Source organism: Achromobacter sp. (genome assembly GCF_057314935.1).
Genome location: NZ_DBHKZA010000043.1, coordinates 1 through 1,705 on the forward strand (window position 1 = coordinate 1; position 1,705 = coordinate 1,705).

General features: G+C 67.8%; 2 protein-coding genes. Both read right to left on the minus strand.

Features of this window, described 5'->3' with window-relative positions; genetic code table 11:
* Nucleotides 1-251 (minus strand): hypothetical protein (locus tag ACO6D5_RS16960; RefSeq protein WP_485826004.1); only part of this gene is annotated, 251 nt, incomplete at its 3' end.
* A 65-nt stretch (nucleotides 252-316) separates the two neighbouring features.
* The coding region (locus ACO6D5_RS16965) for a 3'-5' exonuclease (protein WP_485826005.1) at nucleotides 317-1,705 on the minus strand (1,389 nt) is incomplete at its 5' end.

Sequence of the window (1,705 nt, forward strand, 5' to 3'; positions counted from 1 at the left end):
GCTTCGCTTTGCCTTTTTTGCTTGCTTCGCTTTGCCTTTTTTGCTTGCTTCGCTTTGCCTTTTTCGCTTGCTTCGCTCGCCTCTTTGCTGCCTTCGTTTGATTTCTTGTGGGGCGATCCTTCGCTTTGCTTCGCTGAACGGAGCTCCGATGGCGTAGGTTGGGTGGAGCGCGAGATGTCGGCCGCAAGAAGCCCCACATCCAGCGCGCGCAACCAATCAGGCAACCGTGAATGCTTGGCAGCTCCTGGCATGTCGCCATCGCTGCTTGCCGGGCTACGCGCGTATTGACTCCTGGTCAAAACGACCTCCTCGCGAACTACTGCTGCAAATCGATCCAGGCCTTCGCTCTTGGGAAATAGAGGGCAGCTCTTGCTACGCGGCCGTCCAGGGCGGTGACTTGGGTGCAGTAGCGCAGCAGTTGTTCGCCGTGGCGTTGGCGCATGCGGGTGGCGAAGGCGGCGGGGGGTTCGCCGGGGTGGGGGCGGCCTGTCTTGTAGTCGACGATCAGCCAGCCGTCTTCGGTGCTCAGGGCCAGATCGATGACGGATACCTTGCCGGCGGCGTCGATCAGGGGCCATTCGCGGCGGGCGCCGGATTGGGACAGCAGCCACAAGCCGCGGTCGTCCGATAGCGTGGCCTGTAAGGTTTCCAGCACCGCTTCGGCGGCGGCGTCTGCCTGGCTGGCGGGGATGCCTGCGCGCGTCAGTTGGCGGCGCATGGCGGGCAGCCGGTCCGTCAGGGCATCCGCAGGCCAGGCGTGCACGCCGTCCTGGCCGATGCGGGCAAGCCATGCGTGGGCCAGCGTGCCGATGGCGGCGTCGTAACCGGCTTCCAGCTGCCAGGCGGGATGTTCGCTGCCGTCGCCCCAGACGCCGCGGGCGGCTGCGCCGAAGCCGGGGCTGATCGTGATGTCGGACAGGCGAGCCAGTTGCGCGAGGCCTTCGCTTGCCACCCGCCGCAACGGTTCGCCCTGCCATTCCGGACCGTCTGCGGCGTCGGGTTCGGCCTCGCCCTGCAATGACGGCGGCACCGGCATTTCCAGGCAGGGCCACAGGCGGCCCAGCAGGCTGGCCGAGGGCGGAGTCTTGATCTGGCCGGTGGCCTCGTCGAGCGACACGTGCCCCACCAGATGCAGGCGCTTGCGCGCCCGGGTAGCCGCCACGTACAGCAGCCGATCGATTTCGTAGGAGGCGCGGCGCGCTTCGCGTGCGCCCAGGTAGCGCGAGACCGGGTCGGCCTCGGTTTCGGCGCGCGGCTTGACCGGGCCGAACAGCACGCGTCCGCCGCTTTGCTCGAAACGCACCAGCGGCGCCTGGTCGCCGCGCGGCGCGCGGTGCAGGCCGTACAGGATGACCGTTTCAAACTGCAGGCCCTTGGACTTGTGCATGGTCATGATCTCGACCGCGCCGTCGTCTTCGTCCGCCGCATCGGGGGCGGCGAACAGGCGCGAAATGCCCGCGTCCAACGCGGCGGGGTCGATGCCTCCGTGCGGCGCCAGTCGTTCGACCAGCTGGAACAGGCTTTCCGCGTCATTGGCCACCGATAGGCCGGCATACAGCGCGGGGCCGCCCAGGCGGCGCCACAGCGATTCCACCCACGCCGCGAAAGGCATGGCGCCGGAATCGTTGCGCTTGTCCAGCAAAACGGCCGCCACCTGGCGCAAGCGCTCGAATTCGTCGGCGCCAAGCAGCGCCTGCGCCGACGG